This is a genomic window from Ramlibacter sp. WS9 (genome assembly GCF_003797765.1).
GTDB lineage: Bacteria > Pseudomonadota > Gammaproteobacteria > Burkholderiales > Burkholderiaceae_C > Ramlibacter.
The window spans coordinates 51,674-70,881 of the sequence record NZ_RKMB01000027.1; the positions used below are offsets into that span (position 1 = coordinate 51,674).

The 19,208-nt window shown below is 66.4% G+C and carries 19 protein-coding genes; 14 read left to right on the top strand and 5 right to left on the bottom strand.

Translation table 11 applies throughout. From position 1 onward, the window contains the following. Positions 1-16: 16 nt before the first annotated feature. The 3 genes from dhaL to EEB15_RS27440 are packed head-to-tail and all read left to right on the top strand — an operon-like array spanning position 17 to position 2,809. Positions 17-655, top strand: a complete 639-nt coding sequence (gene dhaL / locus EEB15_RS27430; RefSeq protein WP_141513147.1) for a dihydroxyacetone kinase subunit DhaL — start codon at positions 17-19, stop codon at positions 653-655. Then, a complete protein-coding gene (dhaK, locus tag EEB15_RS27435; protein ID WP_141513148.1) occupies positions 652-1,635 on the top strand; it encodes a dihydroxyacetone kinase subunit DhaK in 984 nt (327 codons plus the stop codon). Before dhaL ends, dhaK begins: the two co-directional genes overlap by 4 nt. A gap of 28 nt (positions 1,636-1,663) precedes the next feature. Further along, positions 1,664-2,809 (top strand): ABC transporter substrate-binding protein, encoded by a 1,146-nt coding sequence (locus tag EEB15_RS27440; RefSeq protein ID WP_141513149.1) that lies wholly within the window; start codon positions 1,664-1,666, stop codon positions 2,807-2,809. Here EEB15_RS27440 and EEB15_RS27445 read toward each other — a convergent pair. Beyond that, positions 2,802-3,080 (bottom strand): hypothetical protein, encoded by a 279-nt coding sequence (locus EEB15_RS27445; protein WP_141513150.1) that lies wholly within the window; start codon positions 3,078-3,080, stop codon positions 2,802-2,804. The genes EEB15_RS27440 and EEB15_RS27445 overlap by 8 nt on opposite strands. Positions 3,081-3,149: 69 nt before the next feature. After that, positions 3,150-5,042, bottom strand: coding sequence for a sigma-54-dependent Fis family transcriptional regulator (locus tag EEB15_RS27450; protein ID WP_141513151.1), 1,893 nt, complete (start codon positions 5,040-5,042; stop codon positions 3,150-3,152). 245 nt (positions 5,043-5,287) lie between these two features. Between EEB15_RS27450 and EEB15_RS27455 the strand changes: the two genes are divergently transcribed. The 10 genes from EEB15_RS27455 to EEB15_RS27500 all read left to right on the top strand — a co-directional run bounded on the left by EEB15_RS27455 (position 5,288) and on the right by EEB15_RS27500 (position 15,334). Next, positions 5,288-6,763: a benzaldehyde dehydrogenase gene (locus EEB15_RS27455; protein ID WP_141513152.1), complete on the top strand. Its 1,476-nt coding sequence runs from the start codon at positions 5,288-5,290 to the stop codon at positions 6,761-6,763. A 42-nt stretch (positions 6,764-6,805) separates the two neighbouring features. After that, a complete protein-coding gene (locus tag EEB15_RS27460) occupies positions 6,806-7,399 on the top strand; it encodes a hypothetical protein (RefSeq protein WP_141513153.1) in 594 nt (197 codons plus the stop codon). A gap of 89 nt (positions 7,400-7,488) precedes the next feature. Further along, complete coding sequence (locus tag EEB15_RS27465; RefSeq protein ID WP_141513154.1) at positions 7,489-9,051, top strand: FAD-dependent oxidoreductase; 1,563 nt, start codon at positions 7,489-7,491, stop codon at positions 9,049-9,051. Beyond that, positions 9,048-10,499 carry an alpha/beta hydrolase domain-containing protein gene (locus tag EEB15_RS27470; protein ID WP_141513155.1) on the top strand — a complete coding sequence of 484 codons (1,452 nt, stop codon included), beginning with the start codon at positions 9,048-9,050 and terminating at the stop codon, positions 10,497-10,499. The genes EEB15_RS27465 and EEB15_RS27470 overlap by 4 nt, the downstream gene beginning before the upstream one ends. A 12-nt stretch (positions 10,500-10,511) precedes the next feature. Further along, entirely contained in the window at positions 10,512-10,892 is a 381-nt protein-coding gene (locus EEB15_RS27475; RefSeq protein WP_141513156.1) for a DoxX family protein, read from the top strand. A gap of 282 nt (positions 10,893-11,174) precedes the next feature. Beyond that, positions 11,175-11,444 carry a hypothetical protein gene (locus EEB15_RS27480; RefSeq protein WP_141513157.1) on the top strand — a complete coding sequence of 90 codons (270 nt, stop codon included), beginning with the start codon at positions 11,175-11,177 and terminating at the stop codon, positions 11,442-11,444. A gap of 48 nt (positions 11,445-11,492) precedes the next feature. Further along, positions 11,493-12,740 carry an NAD(P)/FAD-dependent oxidoreductase gene (locus tag EEB15_RS27485; protein WP_141513158.1) on the top strand — a complete coding sequence of 416 codons (1,248 nt, stop codon included), beginning with the start codon at positions 11,493-11,495 and terminating at the stop codon, positions 12,738-12,740. Between the two features lie 32 nt (positions 12,741-12,772). Next, the gene (locus tag EEB15_RS27490; protein ID WP_141513159.1) at positions 12,773-13,093 is read left to right on the top strand and encodes a 2Fe-2S iron-sulfur cluster-binding protein; all 321 of its coding nucleotides are present in this window, start codon (positions 12,773-12,775) and stop codon (positions 13,091-13,093) included. Between the two features lie 49 nt (positions 13,094-13,142). After that, a complete protein-coding gene (locus EEB15_RS27495; RefSeq protein ID WP_141513160.1) occupies positions 13,143-14,363 on the top strand; it encodes an amidohydrolase family protein in 1,221 nt (406 codons plus the stop codon). Between the two features lie 2 nt (positions 14,364-14,365). Beyond that, positions 14,366-15,334, top strand: a complete 969-nt coding sequence (locus tag EEB15_RS27500; RefSeq protein WP_141513161.1) for a nitronate monooxygenase family protein — start codon at positions 14,366-14,368, stop codon at positions 15,332-15,334. A 556-nt stretch (positions 15,335-15,890) separates the two neighbouring features. Here the strand turns inward: EEB15_RS27500 and EEB15_RS33825 are convergent. From EEB15_RS33825 to EEB15_RS27510, 3 genes are read right to left on the bottom strand one after another with little or no spacing between them, the layout of a single operon-like run. Beyond that, positions 15,891-16,037: a hypothetical protein gene (locus EEB15_RS33825; protein WP_158290252.1), complete on the bottom strand. Its 147-nt coding sequence runs from the start codon at positions 16,035-16,037 to the stop codon at positions 15,891-15,893. 32 nt (positions 16,038-16,069) lie between these two features. Continuing rightward, positions 16,070-17,311, bottom strand: a complete 1,242-nt coding sequence (locus tag EEB15_RS27505) for a cytochrome P450 (RefSeq protein ID WP_141513162.1) — start codon at positions 17,309-17,311, stop codon at positions 16,070-16,072. A 24-nt stretch (positions 17,312-17,335) separates the two neighbouring features. Further along, on the bottom strand, positions 17,336-18,493 hold the full coding sequence (locus tag EEB15_RS27510; protein ID WP_141513163.1) for a serine hydrolase: 1,158 nt from the start codon (positions 18,491-18,493) through the stop codon (positions 17,336-17,338). Between the two features lie 149 nt (positions 18,494-18,642). Here EEB15_RS27510 and EEB15_RS27515 point away from each other — a divergent pair. Next, positions 18,643-19,208 (top strand): SDR family oxidoreductase (locus EEB15_RS27515; RefSeq protein ID WP_141513164.1); only part of this gene is annotated, 566 nt, incomplete at its 3' end.

The following is a 19,208-nucleotide window of genomic DNA, read 5'->3' on the forward strand; positions in this document are numbered from 1 at the left end:
CCCAAGGAAATCACCCATGAACACCCGTGACATCATCGCCGCAGTCGAAGCGGTTCAAGCCGCCATCCTGGCCAACGAAGCCCAGATCGAATCGCTGGACCGCGCCATCGGCGACGGCGACCACTTCATCAACGTGCGGCGGGGCTGCGAAGCCATCGCGACGCTCAAGCCCGAACTTGCACCGCTGCCGCCTTCGCTGGCGTTCAACCGCATCGGCATGAAGCTGCTCAGCACCATCGGCGGCGCGTCGGGCCCGCTGATCGCCAGCTTCTTCATCTCCATGGGCAAGGAGCTGGAAGGCCTGACCGAGCCGGACGCGAGAAGTTTCGCGCAAGCACTGGCGGCAGGCGTCGAAGCGATCAAGAGCCGCGGCAAGGCCGACCTGGGCGAGAAGACCATGCTCGACGTGCTGATCCCCGCGTCGCGCCTGCTGGTGCGGTTGGCGGAAGAGGGCAGCGACCTGGAAGTGCTCTGCTCCAAGCTCAAGCAGGAAGCCGAATTCAATATGCTGGCCACGCGCGACATGATCGCGACCAAGGGCCGCGCGCACTTCCTGGGCGAGCGGGCACTGGGCCACATCGACCCCGGCGCCAAGACCAGCCAGGTCGCGCTGTTTGCGGTGTGCGACATGCTGACCCTGGGAGCGACTTCGTGAAGAAATTCGTCAATGACGTCGAGTCGCTGCTCGCCGAATCGCTGCAGGGCATGGCCGCCGCGCACGGCGACCTGCTGGCGCTGCACCTGGACCCGCTCTACGTGACGCGCAAGGTACTCAGCAAGTCCAAGGTCGCACTCATCTCCGGCGGCGGCGCGGGTCATGAGCCGCTGCATTGCGGCCTGATCGGCAAGGGCATGCTGGATGCGGCCTGCCCCGGCCAGGTGTTCACTTCGCCGACGCCCGACCAGATGATGGCCGCCGCCGCGGCCGTGGACAGCGGCAAGGGCGTGCTGTTCATCGTCAAGAACTACGCCGGCGACATCATGAACTTCCAGATGGCCGCCGAGATGATGCAGACGCCTTGCGCCACCGTGCTGGTCAACGACGACGTGGCGGTGGAACGTTCCACGCACGGCACCGGCCGGCGCGGCGTGGCCGGCACGCTGATCGTCGAGAAGCTGGTGGGCGCCGCCGCCGAATTCGGCGCCAGCCTCGACCAATGCAAGGTGCTCGGCGACCGCGTCAACAGCCGCACGGCGTCGATGGGCGTGGCCTTCACCAGCTGCACCGTGCCGGCGGCGGGCCGCGCGACCTTCGACATCGCCGACAACGAAATGGAATTCGGCGTGGGCATCCACGGCGAGCCCGGCCGCCGCCGGGGGCCGGTGCGCCCGGCGCAGGAACTGGTCGACGAGCTGATGGCCGCCATCCTGGGCGACTTGAAGCCCAAGGCCGGCTCGCAGGTACTGCTGCACGTCAACGGCTTCGGCGGCACGCCGCTCATCGAGCTGTACCTGCTGTATCACAACGCGGCCCAGTTGCTGGAAAAGCAAGGCATCAAGGTGGTCCGCTCGCTGGTGGGCAATTACACGACCGCTTTGGAGATGGCCGGGGCGTCGCTCACGGTCACGTTGATGGACGACGAAATGACGTCGCTGTGGGACGCGCCCGTGCACACGGCCGCGCTTCGCTGGTAGGGGAGTTTTCTTGCGAAGGAGACACATCATGGAGACGATGCGAAGGAGACTCTTGCAATGGGCCTGCGCCGGCACGGCAGGGCTCGCGTTCCCCGCCCTTGCGGCAAAGAAGCCGTCCGGGGACAACGTGATGCGATTGGGCCAGTCCACGGCCCTGACCGGCAACAACGGCGCCGTCGGCCGCCAGTTTCGCGATGCGGCGCTGGCTTGGTTCGAGCAAGTCAACGGCCAGGGCGGCGCCGGCGGTTTCAAGATGGAGCTGGCGACGCTGGACGACGGCGGTGTGGTGGAACGCGCGACGACCAATGCCAAGCTGCTCACCAGCACGCATGGCGCCGCCGGCTTTTTCGGCTTCGCCGGCCCCGGCGCCAACCGCGAGGGCATGCAGGTGGCGCTGGCCGAAGGCGTGCCCTTCATCGCGCCCGTCAGCGGCATGGACGTGCTGCGCCAGCGCGAGAACGCCAATGTGTTCCTGCTGCGCGCCAGCCACCGCGACGAGATCCGCCAGATCATCCGCCACACCAGCTCCACCGGCATCACGCGCGTGGGCCTGCTGTTCGAGTACGAATCGGCGGGCTGGGAAATCCGCGACTCGTTCGCGCAGGCGGCCGACGCCGCCAGGCTCGCGAGCAGCGTCAGCTCCAGCGTGTCGCGCGGCAGCGCCGACGTCGCGGCCGCCGTGCCGGTGCTCACCGCCGCCAACCCGCAGGCCATCATCCTCGCGGCCAATCCGAGCGCCAGCGCGGCGTTCGTGCGCGCGGCACGCAAGGCCGGCTATGGTGGCGGCTTCTACACCGTGTCCACGGTGGGAGGCCAGGTGCTGCTCGACCAGCTGGGCCCACTGGCCGTCGGCATCTCGGTGGCGCAGGTGGTGCCGTTCCCGTGGGGCGGCGGCTCGGTCATCTCCCGCGAATTCCTCGCGTTCTGCGGTGACAGCAAAATCACGCCCGACTTCGCCAGCATGGAAGGCTACATGGCCGCGCGCTGGCTGACCGAGGCGCTCAAGCGCGCCAAGCCGAAGGAAGCCACCCCCGCCGCGCTGGCTTCGGCGCTCGAGAAGATGCCGCCGATCAACCTCGGCGGGTTCCCGCTGGCCTTCAGTCCCGACACGCGCAGCGCCTCGTCGTTCGTCGAGCTGACCGTGGTGTCTAACGCGCTCAAGTTCCTCAAGTAGCCGCTACCCCTGGCAGCATGTGCAACGGCGAGTCACCGTCACCGTATTGGTGCAGCAATTGCAGGAACAGCCGGGCCCTCCTCTCGACGGCTTCGAGCGCCAGGCGATAGCTGCCCTGGGGCCGCGCGCTGATCTTGTCGATGGCCTTGCATTGCCACACATCGACCGGCGTGTGGGTGCAGAACTTGGCGTAGCCCACGTACCCTTGATCCGTCGCGACCGCATACGCCGCGACGTAGTGCCCCAAAAACGGGCCTGAAATTCTTTCCATACAGCCCCAACTCGTCCTCTTTGGGGGAGTTGAGCAAGTTGGATGCCAGCCAGGGCCTGTTAACAGGCCTCACTTGCCGAGCTTTCGATACAGCGTCGAGCGGCCCATGCCGAGCAGCGCAGCGGCTGCCGTGACGTTGCCACCGGTGCGTTGCAAGGCTGCGGCAATGGCCGCTTGCTGCGCCCGCTCCAAAGACAGCTCTTCGCCGTCTGCCTCCGCGCGTATGCCGCCGGATGCCGGGGGTGGGCCTGACTCCTCGAACTGGAAGTGGTGCCGCCCAAGCGGCTCATCGACGTCCGCCAGCGCCAGGGCCAGCCGCAACGCATGCCGGAGCTGGCGCACGTTGCCGGGCCACGGGCGCTTCTTCAAGAAACAGCGCAGCTCGGTGCCGAGGCGCCGCGATTCGCAGGCTGCTTCCGCCAGCAGGGCCTCGAGCACGGCACCGAAGTCGCTCCTCGCGCGCAGCGGCGGCACTTCCAGCGCAAAGCCGCTGAGGCGGTAGTACAGGTCCTCGCGAAAGCGTCCCTCCTTGACCAGCTCGCGCAGGTCGCGATGAGTGGCGCAGACGAAGCGAACATCCACCTTCGCGGCTTGCGTGGCACCGACCCGCACGACTTCGCCGCTGTCGAACACCCGTAGCAGGCCGACCTGCAGGTCCAGCGGCATGTCGCCGATCTCGTCCAGCAGCAGCGTGCCTCCCTGGGCCGATTCGACCTTGCCAACGCTGCCGCCGCGCCGGGCGCCCGTGAAGGCTCCTTCGACGTGGCCGAACAGCTCGGCAGCCATCAACTGCGGTGCGATCGCGCCGCAGTTCAAGGCCACCAGCGGGCCGTCGCGGCGATTGCCCAGATCGTGCAAAGTGCGGGCCGCAACTTCCTTGCCGACACCGGTTTCGCCGGTCACGAGCAACGGCAGATCGGCATTGAAAGCGCGCAAAGCACGTTCGAAGCGCGCGGCGAAGGCGGCGTCGCCAAATACGGGTGCCGTGGCCGGCTGCGCGGCCGCGCGCGAGGGCGGCGTCGAACTGGGGGGCTTGAGGCCGGGGCGCACGATCCGCGGGGCGACCGCGGCCTTGGCGCGCAGCAGCACCCCGCCGTGCAGGCGCAGTTTCAGCTCGCTGCTCGCAGCGTTCATGGGTGCGGCAAACGCATTGAAGCGCCCGTCGAAGAGATCGGTGAAACGCAGTCCCTGCGAGATCACCGATATGCCGATCAGACGGCGCGCGGCGAGATTGGCGGCCAGCAGGCCGCCGTCGTTGTCGAAGGCGAGCCGGGCCTCGTCGCCCGTGTCCTGGGTCTCCAGGCTCAGTCGAAGGAAGGCGGGCAGCGCGTCGAACAGCCTGTGCTCGATGCGCGTGGCGCAGCGTTGTGTGAGCGCGAGAGCCCCGGCCGCGAGCCCGGGCATGTCGCGAGAGACATCGACCGCGGCGATCACGCGTCCCTGCGGGTCGAATACAGGCGCGGCGCAGCAGTGAAAGATCTGGTTGTCCGCAAAGAAGTGCTCCGGCCCGAGCACGCGCATCGGCCGCTGCTCGGCGATCGCCGAGGACATGGCGTTGGTGCCGATGCTGGCCTCCGACAGGTCGACACCCGGCCTGAAGGCCAGGCGCAGGGGCTCGCTGCGGCGATCGATACGGCCGTCGACCGCCAAGGCTCGACCGTGTGCGTCGGTCAACAGTACCGCGTAGCCCGCGTCAGAGACAGCGCTGCCAAGAGCGTCCAGCTCCGGGCGCGCCGCTTCCAGCAGGGTGTGGTGGGTGTCCAGCAGGTGACTCAGCGAAGCCCGTGCAACGGGATCGAACTCCACCCGATCCGTGACCTGGCGACCCTGCCCCCGGCAGCGTTGCCACGAGCGCAGCAGCGACTCTTCGATGAGTCCGACAGGGGGCACGTTCTCGTCGAAGAACGACCTGCGCGCCTGCCAGACGCGGTCTGGCACGTATCGGTCTGACGTGGTGATCATTGCATTTGCATGTATTTAAGAGCGATCCCGAATCGGGATCTCACATCCCATATCAAGACAGTGTTGATGCACTTTACTGCCTGAAATCGGGCCTTTCACAAGGGATTACCCGAATAAATAGCCAGAACATGAGGCTTAGTGCGTGTTTGGCACAGCCTTTGCTGGAGATTGTCCACCGGCTAAGCATGCTTGACCTAAAGACGGCCTGTAAATCAATTGAAGATACAAATAAAGGAGACCCATCCATGGACGCCTCGATTCGCGAGCCACAGAGCCAGCAACCCTGGACCGGCAAGATATTCAGCAACGGCTGGGTGAGTTCGAAGGGCGGCACGGCCACCGTGATCGAACCAGCCACTGGCGGAACGCTGGGAACGATCGGCGTGGCCACTGCCGAGGACGTGGACCATGCCGCCAAAAGCGCTGCGTCCGCACGCGCCGGCTGGGCGGCGACGCCTTTCGATCAACGCGCCGCCGTCATGCGTGAAGCCGCGCGTCTTCTGAAAGAACGCGCGAGCGACTTCAATCTGTGGAACGTGCGCGAGTGCGGCTCCATCATGCCCAAGGCCGAATGGGAGCTGAACGCGACCCATGAGCAGATGCTGATGGCCGCCGCGCTGCCCATGCAGGCCAACGGACAGCTGTTTCCTTCGTCCATGCCGGGGCGGACCAACATGTGGCGCCGCGTGCCTGTGGGCACGGTGGGCGTGATCGCCCCCTGGAATTTCCCCCTGTTGCTGGCCATGCGCTCGGTGGCACCGGCGCTGGCGCTGGGCAACGCGGTGCTGCTCAAGCCCGACGCCCAGACCGCCATCACGGGTGGCGCGCTGATCGCGCAGGTGTTCGCCGACGCAGGTCTGCCCGAGGGCGTTCTGCACGTGCTGCCGGGCGGACCGGCCACGGGCGACGCCGTCGTGCGGCATCCGGCGGTCGAGATGATCTCCTTCACGGGTTCGACCGCGGTGGGGCGGCGCATCGGTGAAACCTGTGGCGGACTGCTCAAGAAGGTGGCGCTGGAGCTGGGTGGCAACAACGCCATCATCGTGCTGGACGACGCCGACCTCGACGCGGCCAGTTCCAGCGGCGCCTGGGGCGCCTTCCTGCACCAGGGACAAATCTGCATGCAGGCCGGCCGCCACCTGGTGCACCGCCGCGTGGCCGAGGCTTATGCCGAACGGCTGAAAAAGCGCGCCGAAGCGCTGTACGTGGGCGACCCGCACGCCGGCCCGGCGCACCTGGGCCCGATCATCAATGCCAAGCAGCGCGACCGCATCGTCGGCATCGTGAAAGCTTCGGTGGAGCAGGGCGCGCGGGTGCTGACGGGCGGCACGCACGAGGGGCTGTTTTACCGGCCCACGGTGCTGACCAATGTGAGCCCGCAAATGCCGGCCTTCGCCGATGAGATCTTCGGTCCCGTCGCGCCGATCACCGTCTTCGACAGCGACGAAGAGGCTGCGGCCCTCGTGAACGGGTCGCCCTACGGCCTGGCGGCGGCCATCCACAGCGCCAGCGTTTCACGCGCGATGGCCCTGGCCAACCAGCTGCGCACCGGAATGATCCACGTCAATGACCAGACGGTGAACAACGAGTTCCACGTGCCCTTCGGCGGCATGGGCGCGTCGGGCAATGGCGGGCGCTTTGGCGGCCCGGCCAACCTGGAAGAGTTCACCCAGAGCCAATGGATCAGTGTCATGGACAAGCCCATCGTGTACCCGTTCTGACCTGCGCAACAACAAATCCATTTCCCGCGAGGAGACAACATCATGCGATTCGACGATCCCAACCGCCCGGCCGCCGACGTGACCACGGTGGTGGCCGCCATCGGCCGCCTGCAGCGGCGCGACTTCCTTCGCTTCGCCGCCGCCGGCGCGGCGGTCACCAGTCTGGCGGGCACAGCTCGCGCGGCCCTGCCCGACGGCGTGAAATTCATGAGCGAGCCCGAGGCCGCTGTGTTCACGCGGCTGGCGCAGGTAGTGCTGCCGGTGTCCGGCAGCAAGCTCGTGCCCTGGACTCCCGACGGGCTGCTGCAGACCTTGGATGGCGCGCTGCTGGCCGGCATGGAGCCGCACATCCTGGCCGGGCTCAAAGGCGGCGTGAAGTACTTCGACGAAGGGCCGATGGCCACTTACAAGAAGCGATTCGCGGAGCTTACCGACGCCGAGGCCACGCAGTTCTGCGATGCCTGGGGCAATTCGGCCGAGCCGCCCCAGCGCGGCCTGGCGATGGGCCTCAAGAAGCTGGTGCAGCTGTCGTACTGGGCCAATCCAGGCACCTGGGCCGCCGTGGGATATGACGGCCCCATGACGCAGCGGCTTGGCATCAAACGCCTGGGCAACGCGCCGTTGCCCACCCGCTGAAAAAATCGCAATTTGCCCCCACGCTTCGCTGCCCCCCCGAGGGAGCGCATTTGCCTAGGGGCGGCCCGTCGTCAAATAGGAGACAAGACATGGCAAAAAACATCAATGTGAAAGTCGCCAAGCAAGGCCTGAAGGTCACGCAGGCCAGCGACATTGCACAGGACAAATTGCACCTGAAGGCCGACGCGGTGATCGTCGGCTCGGGTGCGGGCGGGGCGATTGCCGCGTTCGAGCTGGCCCGAGCGGGCAAGAAGGTGATCGTGCTGGAAGCGGGCCCCTACATTCCCTCGGAGAAGTTCTCCGAGATGCTCGCGGTGGCCATGGGCACGCTCTACCAGGACCACGGCGGCCAATCCAACATGAACGGTGACATCGCCATTCTGCAAGGCGCCTGCGTCGGCGGCTCCACCGTCGTCAATGCCGCGTTGTGCTTTCGCACGCCCGACTACTACCTGAAGCTGTGGGGCAAACAATTCGGCCTGACCAACCTCAACATGGCGGCGATGACGCCGTATTTCGAGAAGGTCGAGCGCAACCTGAACATCAAGACCGTCGGCTCGAGCGAAACCAGCCCCGGCGCCCTGCTCATCGGCCCGGGCATGAAGAAGCTCGGCTTTCCCGAAGGCAGGGCCCGGCGCAACATCAAGGACTGCGCCCTCACGGGCTCGTGCTTCAGCGGCTGCGCCTCCGACCGCAAGCAGTCCATGCTCGTGACCTACCTGCCCTGGGCCGTGGCCCATGGCGCGATCATCTATGCCGACACCCGCGTCACGCAGGTGCTCGCCGAGGGCAACAAGGCCAGCGGCGTGCTGGCTGAAGTCATCGATCCGGCCACCGGAAAGAAGAAGGCCGATGTGCGCATCGACGCGCCCATCGTCGTGCTGGCTGCGGGACCGATCCAGACGCCGCTGCTGCTGCAAAAGAGCAAACTCGCCAACAGCAGCGGGCAGGTCGGCAAGAATTTCGCCTGCCACCCGACGCTGTCGGTGACGGCGGAGTTCCCGTTCGAGGTCAACGACTTCCACGGCGCGACCCACTCGCTCTACATGGACAAGCACACCCTGCCCGAAAAGGGTGGCTACCTGCTGCTCAACGCGATCCAGGAGCCGGTGGAGGCGAGCTTCCAGGCCGAGCCGGGAACCGGCAAGCCCTACGTCGCCTACATGAGCGGCTACAAGAACACGATTCGGCTGATCAGCCTCATCCACGACAAGAACGTGGGCGAGGTGCGCTGGGAGAACGGGCAGAAGCAGATCCACTACACCGTGGACAACGATGACTTCGAGGCGATGAAAAAGGGCCTCATCACCACCGCGCGCATCCTTTTCGCCGCCGGGGCGCGCAAGCTCTACCTGCCGTCATCGAACAAGGCCGAGATCGAGAGCGCCGCCCAGGTCGAGAGCGTGATTGGCGCGCTGAAGAATGAACCTGCGCGCTACAAATACACCTCGTTCCACCCGCAGGGTACCTGCCGCATGGGACGCGACGCGAAGACCACGGTGGTCAACCCTTACGGCGAGACGCATGACGTGAAGAACCTGTATGTGGCCGACGCCAGCTTGTTGCCGACCTCGATCGGCTACAACCCGTCGGAGACGGTCTACGCGCTGGCGAGCTACATCAGCGACCGCATCGTCAAGGCGCACGCGTGATAGACGTCAAACCGTCCAACCTGATCGCGGCGGTCGGGTTGGCGCTTCTCATGGGATGCGCCGGCCTGACCGAGACGAACGCCCCTCCTGCGATGGACGTCCCCGCCGCTCGCTTTGCGCAGATCTCGGTGCAGGGGACCCGGATTTTCGGGGCGTCGCCGGAAGACCTGGCTGCCGCCGGCTACGTCGAGCAGGAGTATTACGTGAGCGGCGTGGCGAACCGCTACGCCTTCCATGATTCGATGCAGAACGCTGCCGTCATCGATAAAGGCCACCCCTACAAGACGCGCATGATCGTTCGCCGCCCCGCGAACCCGGCCAAGTTCAACGGCACAGTCATCGTCGAGTGGTTCAACGTGACGCTGGGGCAGGACATCGATTTCAATTGGGCCGCATCGCGTGACTATTTGATGCGCAATGGCTACGCCTACGTCAGCGTCTCGACGCAGCGGGTAGGCGTTGAACGCTTGAAGGCGTGGAGCGCCGCCCGCTACGGCGACCTGACGGTGAATGCGCCGGACACCACACCGCCGGATCCGCTGAACACGGGGGACGTGCTCTCCTGGGACATCTACTCCCAGACCATCAAGGCCTTGCGCGAACCCGGGTCCGTGAACGCGCTTCCCGGCATGAAGGTCAGGCGCGTCATCGCCGCCGGCGAGTCACAAGCCGGCAGGCGGCTCACGACGTACTACAACGCCATCGATCCGCTGCACCGCGTTGTAGACGGCATGGTCTTCTACGATCCGGGCTACACCGATATCAACGGCCGCAGCACCTGGCACCTCTTGCGAACCGACAATCCGACCAAGCTGGTCTCCGTGGGCGCGGAGGTCTGGAGCGACGGGCGCGCGGTCGTGCCCGACGGCCCGACGACGCGCCGCTGGGAGGTAGCGGGAACCTCGCACCTGAGCTCGTGGGACATGCAATACGTGGACGCGATCACCAGGCGGGACACGGGCCTGAGAAAGCGCGATGGCTCGCCGGCAGCCACCATCGGGGACCTGATCCCTGGGTGCAAGCACAACCCGCTGTGGAGCGCCGTTCCGATGCACAAGGTGCTGAACGCCGCGTACGAGCATGTGAATCATTGGGCCGCCGGTGGCTTGCCAGCCCCTGCGGGCAAGGCCCTGGAGCGCGATGCGAATGGGCTGAAGCTGCGGCACGACGCCAACGGCCGCACCTTCGGCGGCATCCAGCTGGCGGAGTTCGCGTATCCCACGGCGTTCAATCTGGGTTACCTCAATCCCGGGCCAGGCTTCTGCCGCAACGGCGGACACCACCGCTTCTACTCGCCTGCCGAGCTGAAAGCGATGTACCCGGACCCCAGGGCCTATGTACGCAGCGTCATCGAGGCGACGAACGCCAATGTGACTGCAGGCTATATCCTCGGCTTCGACGCCGCGGAAACGATCAAGGCAGCCAACGAGCTGCTCTCAATCAAATAAGGACGTCTTGCCATGCAACTGAAAACACCCCACGCAATCGCCGCCGGCCGCACCTTGATGGCCGTCATCTTCCTGGTGGCCGGGGTCCGCAAGGCACTCACGTATTCCGCGACGGCGGCCTACTTTGCCAAGCTGGGCATCCCGGCCGCGGATATCGTTTTGCCTCTCACCATCCTCCTGGAGATCGGCGGGGGTGTCGCACTCGTTTTCGGCTGGCGTCTGCCCCTGGTCGCTGGAGTCCTGGGCATCTTCACGATGGCAGCGGCGTTTCTCGCCCATGCCTTTTGGGCCGTCGATCCCGCGCAGTTCAACGCGCAACTCAACAACTTCCTGAAAAACGTCGCAATGGCCGGCGGATTCCTGATTCTGGCGACGGCCGCCAAAAAGGCATGAAGAACGCTGTTCGCGAACACGGGTCGGCGTGCTGGGCCGGTTCGCGCACTCCGCATGCACGAGGCCGCCGGTGCCACGCCCGAGGAACGTTCCGGTAATCTCGGCCTTCTGAGAATCGCGCCACCGGCGCAGCGCCAAGACCTCCTGAACATCGGCATGAAACTGGGGCGCCGCGCCATGCGGCGCCCCAGCTTTACCTGGGTGCGATCTTGACATCGTTCAACTATCCGCATAATATGCAGATATTGGAACGGCGCCATTTTCGCCGCCAGGAGACACGCCATGAATGCTCTGCTGCCCCACGCCGCAAGGGAAACCGATAGCGACACGCAACTGCTCGACCTCGTCACCTTCAAGTGGCTGATGGCCGGCATCGGGTGGCGCGTCGACCTGCCGCGCCTGCAAAAGGACGCCGACTACGCGCGGGTCTGTGCGCAACGCGGCCTCGAAAGCGGCCAGGCGCTGCTGGGCGAGCGGGCCGCGGAACTGCTGGCTGCGCTGCCGTCCCGGTCGCGCGCCATGTTCACATTATCAAACGACGTTCGTATATAATACCGCCTGACGCGCCGCGGGCGCCGGGGCGGGGTTGGGGCATTGGACATGATCGAATCGGATGAGGTGCTGACAGTCATCGGTGCGGGCCAAGCCGGGGCCGAGCTGGCCGTGCAGGCGCGCGAGGGCGGATGGCCTGGCCGTATCCTGCTGGCCGGCGACGAGCCCGATCTGCCGTATCACCGGCCTCCTTTGTCAAAGGCCTATCTCGCGGGCACGGCCACGACGGAAACGCTGGCGCTGAAGGCGCGTGCCACCTATGAACACGCCGGCATCGAACTGGTGTTGGGCCGCCGCGTCGTCGCCGTCGACCGGAAGGCGCGCCGCGTGGAGTTCGACGGCGGGCCGTCCATCGATTACTCGCGCCTGGCCTTCGCCACCGGCGGCCGGCCGCGACGCCTGCCGACCGCGGCATCGGGTGCGGACCGCGCCGCCAATTTCCACTACTTGCGTACGCTTGCCGACGTCGACCGCATCCGCGCCCGCTTCATCGACGGTGCGCGGCTGGTGATCATCGGCGGCGGCTATGTCGGCCTGGAAGTGGCCGCCGTCGCCGTGAAGCAGGGCTTGCAGGTCGTTGTGCTGGAAGCGGCCGAACGCATCCTGTCGCGCGTGACGGCGCCCGCCGTGTCCGCGTTTTACGAGACAGTTCACCGCGCCGCGGGCGTCGACGTGCGCACCGGCATGCAGGTGGAAACGTTCGAGCTCAACCGCGACCGCAGCCGCGTCAGCGCCGTCGTGTGCAGGGACGGCGAGCGCCTGGCCTGCGACCTCGTGGTCGCGGGCATCGGCCTGGTCCCCAACACCGAGCTGGCGGCCGACTGCGGCCTGGCCGTGGACGACGGCATCCTGGTGGACGCCGCCGCCCGCACCAGCGACCCGCACATCGTGGCCGCCGGCGACTGCACCCGCTACCACAGCGCGCTGTACGACCGGTCCATCCGTTTGGAGTCCGTGCCGAACGCGCTCGAGCAGGCTCGCTGCGCCGCGGCCACGCTCACCGGCCAGGAGCGCCGCTTCGACGGCGTGCCGTGGTTCTGGTCCGACCAATACGACCTGAAGCTCAAGATGGTGGGCCTGTCGCAGGGCTACGACCAACTGGTGCTGCGCGGCTCGCCCGACGCCGGCGCGTTCTGCGCGTTCTACCTGAAAGGCCGGCGCGTGCTGGCGGTGGACACCGTGAACCGGGTGCCCGACTTCATGGTGGCCAAGCGGCTGGTGGGTGAGCGCATCGAGGTCGACCCCGATCGGCTCGCGGACGAAGCCGTCCCGCTCAAGTCGCTGCTGCCCGCCTGAGCCGGCGCCCCCCACAACAACACGGAGACGACATGCCCAAACTGACCATCATCGAATTCAGCGGCAAGGAACATCACCTGGAAGCCGAGGAGGGCAAGTCGGTGATGCAGACGGCCATCGACGCGCTGGTGCCCGGCATCATGGCTGACTGCGGCGGCTCGTGCAGCTGCGCCACCTGCCACTGCTACGTCGACGACGCCTGGCTCGCGCGCCTGCCGCAGCCCGAGAGCGCCGAGCGCGACATGCTCGAGTGCGCGCTCGACCCGCAAGAGAACAGCCGCCTTTGCTGCCAGCTGCGCATGACGCCGCAGAGCGACGGCCTGGTGATTCGCCTCCCGAAATCGCAAGTCTGACGGCAGGTCTGACGATTCCCCCGGACTCTTTTTCCCAGGACTCATTTCAATGACGACGACAAGCACAACCCCCGCCACCGTATTCCAGGGCCCGATCTTCGACGGCGACACCCACCTGTACGAAACGCCCGACGCGTTCAGCCGTTACCTCCCCGAGAAATTCAAGAAGGACTGGGACTACCAGTGGAAGACCGGCGCGGACGGCGAGTTCGCGCTGTACGTCGGCGCACAGAAAGTCGAAGTGAGCGCCGGGTACACCGCGGCCGACATGCGTGTTCCTCCGCCAGGAAAGCTGCACGAATGGCTGCGCGCGCAGAAGGAAGGCAAGGAGAACGTGGACATGCGCGTGCCGATGACGCCCGACATGTACGCACGCGACCCGCGCCTGGCCAAGATGGACGAGTTCGGCGTGGAAGGCTGCTTCCTCTACTGCGGCCACATGGTCGCCACCATCAGCTACCTGAACGAGCCCAAGGCCGCCGCCGCTGTGATGCACGCGTACAACCGCTGGATGCTGGACGACTGGGGCTTCAACTACAAGGACCGCATCTACTCCGCGCCGCTGGTGTCGCTGGAAGACGTCGATGCCGCCTGCGCAGAAGCCAAGTGGGCGATCGAAAACGGCACGCGCCTCTTCCTGATGCCCATGGGCCCGTTCAACAAGAAGTCGCCCGCGCACCCGGACTTCGATCGCTTCTGGTCCATCCTCAACGAAGCGCATTGCCGCGTGGTCTACCACGTGAGCGAAGCTATCTACATGAAGGACCACATGGCCGTGTGGGGTGAGCCGGTGCAGCAATCGCGCCAGCGCCAGACCGCATTCATCTGGATGCACGGCTACAGCGAGCGGCCGGTGGTCGAGACGCTGTCGTCCATGATCCTGTGGAACTTTTTCGCGCGCTTCCCGAACCTGCGCCTGCTGTCGGCCGAGAACGGCTCCGAGTGGGTGCCCAACATGCTGGTCAAGATGGACAAGTGCCGCGGCATGGCCAAGAACGGCTTCTGGCCGGGCGGCCAGCTAAAGGAACGCCCGAGCAACATCTTCAAGCGCCACGTCAGCGTCATCGCCTACCCGGAAGACGACTTGGCCACCACGATCGCGCAAGTCGGCTCGCACGAGTGGGCGATCATGGGCTCGGACTACCCGCATGCCGAAGGTGTGCCGACGCCGCGCGAATTCGCCGATGAAGCCTGCAAGTCGCTCACACCCGAGCAAACCCAGGGCGTGATGCACGATAACGGCCGCCGTTTCCTGGCACCGGTGGCCTGAACATGAAGACTCGTGCCACCGAACTGCTGGGCGTCGCACTGCCCATCGTGCAAAGCGGCATGCGATGGGTGTCGCGCGCCGAACTGGCCGCCGCCGTTTCGAATGCCGGCGGCCTGGGCGTGATCTCCGCGCACACGCAGCCGGATGCGGAAGCGCTTCGGCGTGAAATCCAGCGCACGCGCTCGCTCACCTCAAAGCCGTTCGGCGTCAACCTCACGCTCCTCGCGGCGAACGCCGGTGTCGATATCGAAGGCTTCGTGCGGGTCGTGGGCGAAGAGCGCATCCCCGTGGTCGAGACCGCCGGCGGCAGCCCCGCGAAATACCTGGACGCGCTGAAGAAGTCCGGCACGAAGGTGATGCACAAGGCCACCAGCGTGAAGCACGCGCTCAAGGCGCAGTCGCTGGGCGTCGATGCGGTGATCATCGACGGCTACGAGTGCGCCGGCCATCCCGGCCAGGATGACGTGCCTGGCCTGGTGCTGATCCCGGCGGCCGCCAAGGCATTGTCGATTCCCGTGCTCGCCGCAGGCGGCATCGCTGACGCTCGCGGCCTCGTCGCCGCGCTCGCGCTAGGCGCCGAGGGCGTGTGCATGGGTACACGCTTCCTGCTGACGCGCGAGTCGCCCTTGCACGACGCCATCAAGGCCCGCATGGTGGCCGCGCGTGAAACCGACACGACGCTGGTGGGCCGCCGCTTCGGCGACAGCATCCGCGTGATGCGCAACGCACGGGTCGAAGAAGCTTTGAAGCTGGAAGCTGCGGAGACCACGACCCATCACGACCTGTTGCCGCTGATCGGGGCGGGGCGTTGGATGGAAGCGATGGCCAGCGGCGCGGCGGATGATGCGGCGTTTCCGCTGGGGCAATGTGTGGGGTTGATCGATGACTTGCCGAGCTGTGCGGAGTTGATCGCGACGTTCGAGCGGGAAGCGCGTGCGCTCATCCAGCAACGGCTCGCGTCGGTCTTCTGACTGTCATTGCGGACTTGATCCGCGATCAATGAACCCGCATTCACTTTGGGCGCTCGTGGGCCGCGCGCGGCAACGCCGTGCACGGCCGGGCCGCGGCGCGATGGCTACGGCGTCCGGCTGCGGCGCTTTCGCGCCTTTAGCCGGATTCCCCGCGCTGAACGGTCTTGCGGCCCACGCGGCGTAACTCACTTCGCTGCGCTGCGTTCAAACAGACGCCGCGAGCATGAGACGGTCGCGTCGCAAGCGACGCTGGGCCGCAAGACCGTCCACCGCGGGCGCCTGAGCTTTATTCGCGCCGCGACCCGACCATGCACGGCGTTGCAGTGAGATAGTGGCGTGCCAGCGGTGGTATGCCAGAATTTCTGGCAGATAACTGAGGCTTTGGCACGCCACCGGTGGCTCGCCTCAATGTCTCTGCGAAGCTGTGCGTGGGCGGGCTGTGGCGCGAATAAAGCACAGGCGCTTGCGGCGGGTGACCCCGCGACCCAGCACGGCTTCAGCCGTGCGTTCGTTTCATGCTCGCGGCGTCTGTCTGAGCGGAGCAAAGCGCAGCGAGTTACGCCGCGCGGGTCGCGGGGTCTCCCGGCGCAAGGAATTCGGCTGCAGGTGCAAAGCACCGAAGCCGAACGCCGTAGCCATCGCGCCGCAGCCCGCCCACGCACAGCTTCGCCGCGCGGCCCAGGAACACAAAGACAGGGGTCATGGATTGCGGATCAAGCGCAATGACATCCAGTCTCAGTCGAACAGCACATGAATATGCTTAGGCACCCGCATCATCGTCCCCTGAATCACCGGCGCAGGCAGCGCCGGATCCAGCCGGATATTTTTCAACCGGTCCAGAATCGCATTCAACGCCCGCGTCATTTCGATGCGTGCCAGGTGCTGGCCGATGCACACATGCGGGCCGAACGCAAAACCGAAGTTGCGCTGCTTCTTGCGGAAGATGTCGAACCGGTCGGGGTTCTCGAAACGCGACGGGTCGCGGTTCGCCGAGCCGGACGCGACGGACAGGCAGGCGCCGGCCGGCAGCTTCACACCGCACAGTTCGGTGTCGACCGTTGGCGTGCGCGTTGCGATCAGCACGGGCCCGTCCCAACGCAGCGCCTCCTCGATGGCTTGCGGGATCAACGAGCGGTCTTGCCGCACGGCGTCCAGCTGATCGGGGTTGGAGAGCAGGCCCGTGAGCAGCACGCTGGTCGCGCGGTAGGTGGTGTCGCCGCCGGCGTTCACCAACTGGCGAAGGAAGGAGACCAGGATCTCCTCGGGCAACTGCTCGCCGTCCGCTTCGGCCAGCGCCAGCAGGCTCACCAGGTCGTCGCCAGGATTGCGCCGCCGCTCGTCCAGCAGGTTCTTGAAATACAGGCCCAGCTTGCGCGAGGCCTCGGTGCCGTGCGGCACGTCGTACATCACGACGGTCTGCGCGATCGCCAGCTTGTGGAAGACCTTCACGTCGTCCGGCGGCAGGTTCAACTGCCGGTAGATGATGTGGAAAGGGTAGTGGTGCGTGAACTCCTGCACCAGGTCGGCCTTGCCGCGTGCCGAGAACTGATCCATCAAGCCTTGCACTACCGGGTCCACCAAGGTGTCGCCCCACTTGGCAACCACGTTGGGCAGAAAGGCCTTCTGGAAGATCTTGCGAAAGCGCGAATGCTCCGGCGCATCCATCGTGCTGACACTGCGGCCGAAGCTGATGCCGAGATTGCGGGCGTAAGTCTTGTTCGAAAACGTCACCGGGTCCAGGAAGATCTTCTCGGTCGCGTCGTAGCCCAGCACCAGGTAGTGTTCCAGCCCCGCCATCGTGACATCCGGGTACAGGCCCATGGCCGCGCGGTAGTCCATCTTGTGGACTGGCCCCTGCTCGCGCCACTCGGCCAGCCGCAGGTAAGGGTCGATGCAATCGCCGAACGCGGCCTCGTCGGAGACGAACGGGTCGTAGGCCGCGTCGTCGAAATCCTGGATGCGGGGAATGGCGCCCATGCGGCGTCTCCTTGAAGTTGTTGGCTAGACCCCGAGTGCTTCGCGGATCGCATCGGCGATCGGCAGGATCGCGTCCTCCTCGCGCGTCGTCGGATTGAAGAGGCGGTTGTGGCAGATGGCGACGGCCAGCTGGCTGTCCGGGTCGGCCCAGCCGATCGAACCGCCCTGGCCCGGGTGGCAGATGGCGCGCGGGTTCTTCACCGAGCAGACAGGCGGATGCTCTCCGCCGAACCAGTAGCCGCCGATGGTGATGGGAATGGGAAAGCCGAACATCACCGGGTCGGGCTCGCCGCTGTTCGAGCGCGGGGTGTTCAAGGTCGCCACCAATTTCTCGGAGAGCAGGCGCACGCCGTCGAGTTCACCGCCGCCGGCCAGCATCGCCCAGAAGCGCGCTTCGCTGCGCGCGTTGAAGATGCCGCCGACGCCGGCGACCTCCGCGCGGCGGACGTCGGGTCGCTCGAAGATTGGCGGCGTCAACGCGACGGCAGCGGGCATCGACGCCAGGAAGAGTGGCGGCAGGTATTCGGGCGGCACCGGCACCATCGCATCGACCTGGCGTGCAATGCGGGGCTCAACCTCATCGGGGATGCCGATCCACAGGTCGGCGATGCCCAGCGGCTGCGCGATCTCCTCGCGCACGAAGCGGCCGAGCGAGCGGTGTTGCGGGTCGGCGCGGCGCACGAGTTCGCCGAGGATCCAGCCGAACGTCATCGACAGGTACAGCGTCGTCGAGCCCGGCGGGGCCAGCGGCGGAAGGTCGGCAATCGCCCGCGTCATCCAGTCCCAGTCGCACATGCGCTCGGGCGTCACGCCGTCGGGCATCTGCGGGACGCCGGCCCGATGCGTGAGCACATCGCGCACGGTCGTGTCGCTCTTGCAACGCGCCCCGTATTCGGGCCAGTAGCGGGCGACGGGCGCGTCGTAGTCGAGCAGCCCGCGGTCGACCAGCATGTGAATGGCCGTGACCGCCACCGCCTTGGTGACGGAGTAGACATTGAAGAGCGTGTCGCCGTCCACGCGGCGGCCATCGGCCGGGTCGGCGATGCCGCCCCAGGCGTCCACCACCAGCTTGCCACGGTGGTACGCCGCGACCTGCACGCCGATTTCGCGGCCGGAGGCAATGGCCGCATCGATGGCCCGCTGCACGGCGGCGTTGGCCGCCAGGGATTCGGGTCGGGACAAGGGATTCTCCGTAGCAGGTTGGGGGAGGAAGGGTTGTGCGTTGCGTTTCGCTAGTTTATATTATCGAACTACGTTCACATAGTTGATGTCGGGGTTTGCCCCACGTCGTACAAGCGGGCCTGGCGGCCCGCAAACAAAGGAGCAAGAACATGGTCAGTGCGGCAGGCGCTCCGGGCGCCGGGGGAGCATCCGCGCAGCTGGCAGGCCGGCGAGCGGTGGTGGCCACCGGCGGCATGCCGATCGGCAGCCAGCTGGTGCAGGGGCTCATGCGCCATGGCGCCCAGGTGGTCGAGATCGCCACCGTTTTCACATCGAAAGCGCAGGCCGACGCGGCGCTGGCCAAGGCCGCGCGTGACATCGGCGACGCCGACCTCATCGTCCACGCGGCGGCCACGCCAGCCGCACTCGTCGTTCGCGACCTGGAGGCATTGACGCCCGCGGAGTGGCAGGCGTCCGTGCACCAGAGCGTGCTGGCGACGCTGTTCTGTCTGCAGGCCGCACACGGCGTGCAGCGTGAGCGCGGAGGCGCCGTGGTCGTGGTCGGGCCTTCGACGGCGCTGGTCGGGGCTGCGGGCCTGCTGCCGCTGATGACACTGACCGAGGCGCAACGCACGCTCGTCAAGTCGGCAGCGCGGCAATGGGGCGCGCTCGGCATGCGCCTGAACTGGGTCGGCATCGCGCCGCGCAGCTATGACCCTGTCTCTTATACACATCT

Coding starts and splice junctions, on each gene's coding strand:
- EEB15_RS27440 (WP_141513149.1), top strand. CDS start 1,664: ATGGAGACGATGCGAAGGAGACTCTTGCAATGGGCCTGCGCCGGCACG.
- EEB15_RS27450 (WP_141513151.1), bottom strand. CDS start 5,042: ATGATCACCACGTCAGACCGATACGTGCCAGACCGCGTCTGGCAGGCG.
- EEB15_RS27475 (WP_141513156.1), top strand. CDS start 10,512: ATGCAACTGAAAACACCCCACGCAATCGCCGCCGGCCGCACCTTGATG.
- EEB15_RS27455 (WP_141513152.1), top strand. CDS start 5,288: ATGGACGCCTCGATTCGCGAGCCACAGAGCCAGCAACCCTGGACCGGC.
- EEB15_RS27505 (WP_141513162.1), bottom strand. CDS start 17,311: ATGGGCGCCATTCCCCGCATCCAGGATTTCGACGACGCGGCCTACGAC.
- dhaL (WP_141513147.1), top strand. CDS start 17: ATGAACACCCGTGACATCATCGCCGCAGTCGAAGCGGTTCAAGCCGCC.
- EEB15_RS27495 (WP_141513160.1), top strand. CDS start 13,143: ATGACGACGACAAGCACAACCCCCGCCACCGTATTCCAGGGCCCGATC.
- EEB15_RS27445 (WP_141513150.1), bottom strand. CDS start 3,080: ATGGAAAGAATTTCAGGCCCGTTTTTGGGGCACTACGTCGCGGCGTAT.
- EEB15_RS27490 (WP_141513159.1), top strand. CDS start 12,773: ATGCCCAAACTGACCATCATCGAATTCAGCGGCAAGGAACATCACCTG.
- EEB15_RS27460 (WP_141513153.1), top strand. CDS start 6,806: ATGCGATTCGACGATCCCAACCGCCCGGCCGCCGACGTGACCACGGTG.
- EEB15_RS33825 (WP_158290252.1), bottom strand. CDS start 16,037: ATGACCCCTGTCTTTGTGTTCCTGGGCCGCGCGGCGAAGCTGTGCGTG.
- EEB15_RS27500 (WP_141513161.1), top strand. CDS start 14,366: ATGAAGACTCGTGCCACCGAACTGCTGGGCGTCGCACTGCCCATCGTG.
- EEB15_RS27465 (WP_141513154.1), top strand. CDS start 7,489: ATGGCAAAAAACATCAATGTGAAAGTCGCCAAGCAAGGCCTGAAGGTC.
- EEB15_RS27480 (WP_141513157.1), top strand. CDS start 11,175: ATGAATGCTCTGCTGCCCCACGCCGCAAGGGAAACCGATAGCGACACG.
- EEB15_RS27485 (WP_141513158.1), top strand. CDS start 11,493: ATGATCGAATCGGATGAGGTGCTGACAGTCATCGGTGCGGGCCAAGCC.